Source organism: Advenella mandrilli, assembly GCF_016595155.1.
In the GTDB taxonomy this organism is placed as follows: domain Bacteria; phylum Pseudomonadota; class Gammaproteobacteria; order Burkholderiales; family Burkholderiaceae_B; genus Advenella; species Advenella mandrilli.
In genome coordinates, this window is record NZ_JAENGP010000032.1 from 1 (window position 1) to 5,837 (window position 5,837).

The following is a 5,837-nucleotide window of genomic DNA, read 5'->3' on the forward strand; positions in this document are numbered from 1 at the left end:
CCCAATGCTTCATAATCTCGTTTCTCTGCTGCTGACACAGCAACGCAGTCAAGTCAGTCTGGTGTAGTAAGCCTTCGGGTTTCAAGCCGGGTTGAGCTGAGTGCAACAAGATCTACTGTAAAGCAGATTTATGTCAGCCTCATGACCGTTGGGTCATGTTGTATGCTCTTTAACAATATAACAGCCGATAAGTGTGGGCGCTTGGAATGTAAGAGGCCGCACCAGCGAAAGCTGGTGATGCTAAATTTTATACTTTAAGCGCTCACTTGAAATGAAGAAGTAAGGTTTATACATATAAACGTTATTTTCTTTTGAGTGAAGCAGCGACCATTTACCTTTAACAGTGAATGGCAATATATACAGAGATTAAACTGAAGAGTTTGATCCTGGCTCAGATTGAACGCTAGCGGGATGCCTTACACATGCAAGTCGAACGGCAGCGGGAAGAAAGCTTGCTTTCTTTGCCGGCGAGTGGCGAACGGGTGAGTAATGTATCGGAACGTGCCCAGTAGCGGGGGATAACTGGCCGAAAGGTCAGCTAATACCGCATACGCCCTACGGGGGAAAGGGGGGGACTCTTCGGAGCCTCTCACTATTGGAGCGGCCGATATCGGATTAGCTAGTTGGTGGGGTAATGGCCTACCAAGGCGACGATCCGTAGCTGGTTTGAGAGGACGACCAGCCACACTGGGACTGAGACACGGCCCAGACTCCTACGGGAGGCAGCAGTGGGGAATTTTGGACAATGGGGGGAACCCTGATCCAGCCATCCCGCGTGTGCGATGAAGGCCTTCGGGTTGTAAAGCACTTTTGTCAGGGAAGAAAAGACTATCGATAATACCGGTGGTCGATGACGGTACCTGAAGAATAAGCACCGGCTAACTACGTGCCAGCAGCCGCGGTAATACGTAGGGTGCAAGCGTTAATCGGAATTACTGGGCGTAAAGCGTGCGCAGGCGGTTCGGAAAGAAGGATGTGAAATCCCAGGGCTCAACCTTGGAACTGCATTCTTAACTACCGGACTAGAGTATGTCAGAGGGGGGTAGAATTCCGCGTGTAGCAGTGAAATGCGTAGATATGCGGAGGAATACCGATGGCGAAGGCAGCCCCCTGGGATAATACTGACGCTCATGCACGAAAGCGTGGGTAGCAAACAGGATTAGATACCCTGGTAGTCCACGCCCTAAACGATGTCAACTAGCTGTTGGGCCCTTCGGGGCTTAGTAGCGTAGCTAACGCGTGAAGTTGACCGCCTGGGGAGTACGGTCGCAAGATTAAAACTCAAAGGAATTGACGGGGACCCGCACAAGCGGTGGATGATGTGGATTAATTCGATGCAACGCGAAAAACCTTACCTACCCTTGACATGTCTGGAATCCTTTAGAGATAGAGGAGTGCTCGCAAGAGAACCGGAACACAGGTGCTGCATGGCTGTCGTCAGCTCGTGTCGTGAGATGTTGGGTTAAGTCCCGCAACGAGCGCAACCCTTGTCATTAGTTGCCAGCATTAAGTTGGGCACTCTAATGAGACTGCCGGTGACAAACCGGAGGAAGGTGGGGATGACGTCAAGTCCTCATGGCCCTTATGGGTAGGGCTTCACACGTCATACAATGGTCGGGACAGAGGGTTGCCAAACCGCAAGGTGGAGCCAATCTCAGAAACCCGATCGTAGTCCGGATTGCAGGCTGCAACTCGCCTGCATGAAGTCGGAATCGCTAGTAATCGCGGATCAGCATGCCGCGGTGAATACGTTCCCGGGTCTTGTACACACCGCCCGTCACACCATGGGAGTGGGTTTTACCAGAAGTAGTTAGCCTAACCGCAAGGAGGGCGATTACCACGGTAGGATTCATGACTGGGGTGAAGTCGTAACAAGGTAGCCGTATCGGAAGGTGCGGCTGGATCACCTCCTTTAAGAGCAGGTTCTCCTGCATGCCAAAGCGTCCACGCTTATCGGTTGTTAGTCACGTTGCACAAGGCAATGGTACCCGCCTATCGGTTTGGTGGCCTGTGAATAGCAGGATACCAGCAGTTGGGTCAGTAGCTCAGTTGGTTAGAGCACCGTCTTGATAAGGCGGGGGTCGCTGGTTCGATTCCAGCTTGACCCACCAAACAGGTTTGTTGGGGGATTAGCTCAGCTGGGAGAGCACCTGCTTTGCAAGCAGGGGGTCGTCGGTTCGATCCCGTCATCCTCCACCAGGATTCTTGTGTAATGGCGATATTGATGTAAAATCAGTGTTGCAGGATTAACAGATACTATGCTAAACTTTCGGGCTTACCTAAAATAACGGGTAGATCAGAGAGGGTAGAATGTAATGTTCAATCGTTTTGCTTTGTCAAAACGGGTGAAGATTGCACTTTACGAAGTGTGATATTGGCTGTATATGTTCTTTAACAATTTGGAAGAAGCACAACAAAGTAATTCAACGGGTATATTGAATTCCACCAGGGATTCAGTGTATGTCGAAGAAAATACGGGTTGTGATTGCATTATATTTGAAGTTCTCAAATTCAAGACATCATCCGCAAGGATGATAACCTGGAAAATGATGAACGGCACACAAACGTGAAACTCAGCATGCTTTACCGTGATTTGAAAGGCGCGGTAAGGCGAAAAAAACCTATAGCCTTTAGTGTTATAGGATCAAGTGACTAAGTGCACATGGTGGATGCCTTGGCGATCACAGGCGATGAAGGACGTAATAGCTTGCGATAAGCTGCGGGGAGCTGGCAAATAAGCTTTGATCCGCAGATTTCCGAATGGGGGAACCCACTGCCTTTGGCAGTATCCTGTCCTGAATACATAGGGGCAGCGAAGCGAACCGAGTGAACTGAAACATCTAAGTAACTCGAGGAAAAGAAATCAACCGAGATTCCGAAAGTAGCGGCGAGCGAAATCGGATGAGCCTTGACGAGATAGCGTGATGTATAGTCGAACGGAATGGAAAGTCCGGCCGTAGCAGGTGATAGCCCTGTAGACGAAATACGTTACGTGGTACTAAGCGTCGAACAAGTAGGGCGGGACACGTGAAATCCTGTCTGAACATGGGGGGACCATCCTCCAAGGCTAAATACTCGTGATCGACCGATAGTGAACCAGTACCGTGAGGGAAAGGCGAAAAGAACCCCGGAAGGGGAGTGAAATAGATCCTGAAACCGTGTGCATACAAACAGTAGGAGCGGGCTTGTCCCGTGACTGCGTACCTTTTGTATAATGGGTCAGCGACTTACATTCAGTGGCAAGCTTAACCGAATAGGGAAGGCGTAGCGAAAGCGAGTCCGAATAGGGCGAATTAGTCGCTGGGTGTAGACCCGAAACCAGGCGATCTATCCATGGTCAGGTTGAAGGCACGGTAACACGTGCTGGAGGACCGAACCCACTAATGTTGAAAAATTAGGGGATGAACTGTGGATAGGGGTGAAAGGCTAAACAAGCCTGGAAATAGCTGGTTCTCTCCGAAAACTATTTAGGTAGTGCCTCGTGTATTACTGCCGGGGGTAGAGCACTGTTATAGCTAGGGGGTCATGGCGACTTACCAACCTATGGCAAACTCCGAATACCGGCAAGTACAGCACGGGAGACAGAGCACTGGGTGCTAACGTCCAGACTCAAGAGGGAAACAACCCAGACCGCCAGCTAAGGTCCCCAAAATTGGCTAAGTGGGAAACGAAGTGGGAAGGCATAGACAGTCAGGAGGTTGGCTTAGAAGCAGCCATTCTTTAAAGAAAGCGTAATAGCTCACTGATCGAGTCGTCCTGCGCGGAAGATGTAACGGGGCTAAGCCAGTTACCGAAGCTGCGGGTGTATGATTTATCATACGCGGTAGGAGAGCGTTCTGTAAGCCTGAGAAGGTGTCTGGAGACGGATGCTGGAGGTATCAGAAGTGCGAATGCTGACATGAGTAGCGATAAAGGGAGTGAAAAGCTCCCTCGCCGTAAGTCCAAGGTTTCCTGCGCAACGTTCATCGGCGCAGGGTGAGTCGGCCCCTAAGGCGAGGCAGAGATGCGTAGCTGATGGGAAGTTGGTTAATATTCCAACACCATTGTTGAATGCGATGGGGGGACGGATTGCGAAATGTGATCGGGTGATTGGTTGTACCCGTTGCTTGTACCGAGAAGGTGGTTAGGTAAATCCGGCCACGTAATTCAAGGTACCGGCTCGAAGCGAACTTCGGTTCGTGAAGTCATAGGAAGTGGTCCCAGGAAAAGCCTCTAAGCTTCAGTTCAACAATGACCGTACCGCAAACCGACACAGGTGGACGGGATGAATATTCCAAGGCGCTTGAGAGAACTCAGGAGAAGGAACTCGGCAAATTAATACCGTAACTTCGGGAGAAGGTATGCCCTTGTAGCGTGTTAAAGCGCGAACGGGCCGCAGAGAAATGGTGGCTGCGACTGTTTATTAAAAACACAGCACTCTGCTAACACGAAAGTGGACGTATAGGGTGTGACGCCTGCCCGGTGCTGGAAGGTTAAGTGATGGCGTGCAAGCGCTTGATCGAAGCCCCAGTAAACGGCGGCCGTAACTATAACGGTCCTAAGGTAGCGAAATTCCTTGTCGGGTAAGTTCCGACCTGCACGAATGGCGTAACGATGGCCACACTGTCTCCTCCTGAGACTCAGCGAAGTTGACATGGTTGTGATGATGCAATCTCCCCGCGGCTAGACGGAAAGACCCCATGAACCTTTACTGTAGCTTTACATTGAATTGTGAACCGGCCTGTGTAGGATAGGTGGGAGGCGTTGAAGTAGTGTCGCTAGATGCTATGGAGCCAACCTTGAAATACCACCCTGGTCTGTTTGCGGTTCTAACCTAGGCCCGTTATCCGGGTTGGGGACAGTGTATGGTGGGCAGTTTGACTGGGGCGGTCTCCTCCTAAAGTGTAACGGAGGAGTTCGAAGGTACGCTAGGTACGGTCGGAAATCGTGCTGATAGTGCAATGGCATAAGCGTGCTTGACTGTGAGACTGACACGTCGAACAGGTGCGAAAGCAGGACATAGTGATCCGGTGGTTCTGAATGGAAGGGCCATCGCTCAACGGATAAAAGGTACTCTGGGGATAACAGGCTGATACCACCCAAGAGTTCATATCGACGGTGGTGTTTGGCACCTCGATGTCGGCTCATCTCATCCTGGGGCTGTAGCCGGTCCCAAGGGTATGGCTGTTCGCCATTTAAAGAGGTACGTGAGCTGGGTTTAAAACGTCGTGAGACAGTTTGGTCCCTATCTGCCGTGGGCGTTGGATACTTGACGGAGCCTGCTCCTAGTACGAGAGGACCGGAGTGGACGTACCGCTGGTGTATCGGTTGTCATGCCAATGGCATTGCCGAGTAGCTATGTACGGAAGAGATAACCGCTGAAGGCATCTAAGCGGGAAACTCGTCTGAAGATTAGGTATCCCGGGGGCTAGACCCCCCTGAAGGGTCGTTCGAGACCAGGACGTTGATAGGTCAGGTGTGTAAGTGCAGTAATGCACTCAGCTAACTGATACTAATTGCCCGTGCGGCTTGATCCTATAACTCTGCAGGTTATACTGCTGACAATAGCGTTCAAGTGTCGTTCAAAACTCAAATCGTGTCCCATGAAACAAATCATGGCCACGTCAATCCCAACACCAATACTTCATCGATCATACCCATTATTACCCAAACTGTGCTTCTTCCAAATTGCTAACTGCATACACAGCAGTAAGCCATACCAGCTTACGCTTGACGACCATAGCAAGGTGGACCCACTCCTTCCCTTCCCGAACAGGACAGTGAAACGCCTTCGCGCCGATGATAGTGGATGGACATCCGTGAAAGTAGGTCATCGTCAGGCTCTTTATTCAAAAAAA

General features: G+C 50.7%; 2 tRNA genes and 3 rRNA genes. All 5 read left to right on the forward strand.

The features are described from left to right. The first annotated feature begins 368 nt into the window (after positions 1 to 368). The 5 genes from JHL22_RS15740 (at position 369) to rrf (ending at position 5,821) form a co-directional block, all read left to right on the forward strand. Positions 369 to 1,914, forward strand: a 16S ribosomal RNA gene (locus tag JHL22_RS15740). A gap of 120 nt (positions 1,915 to 2,034) precedes the next feature. After that, a tRNA-Ile gene (locus tag JHL22_RS15745) sits at positions 2,035 to 2,111 on the forward strand. Positions 2,112 to 2,123: 12 nt separating this feature from the next. Continuing rightward, positions 2,124 to 2,199: transfer RNA gene (locus JHL22_RS15750), tRNA-Ala, on the forward strand. A 443-nt stretch (positions 2,200 to 2,642) separates the two neighbouring features. After that, positions 2,643 to 5,516: ribosomal RNA gene (locus JHL22_RS15755) — 23S ribosomal RNA — on the forward strand. Between the two features lie 192 nt (positions 5,517 to 5,708). Further along, positions 5,709 to 5,821, forward strand: a 5S ribosomal RNA gene (rrf, locus tag JHL22_RS15760). The 16S, 23S and 5S rRNA genes sit together here with 2 tRNA genes alongside, the layout of an rRNA operon. Positions 5,822 to 5,837: the final 16 nt, after the last annotated feature.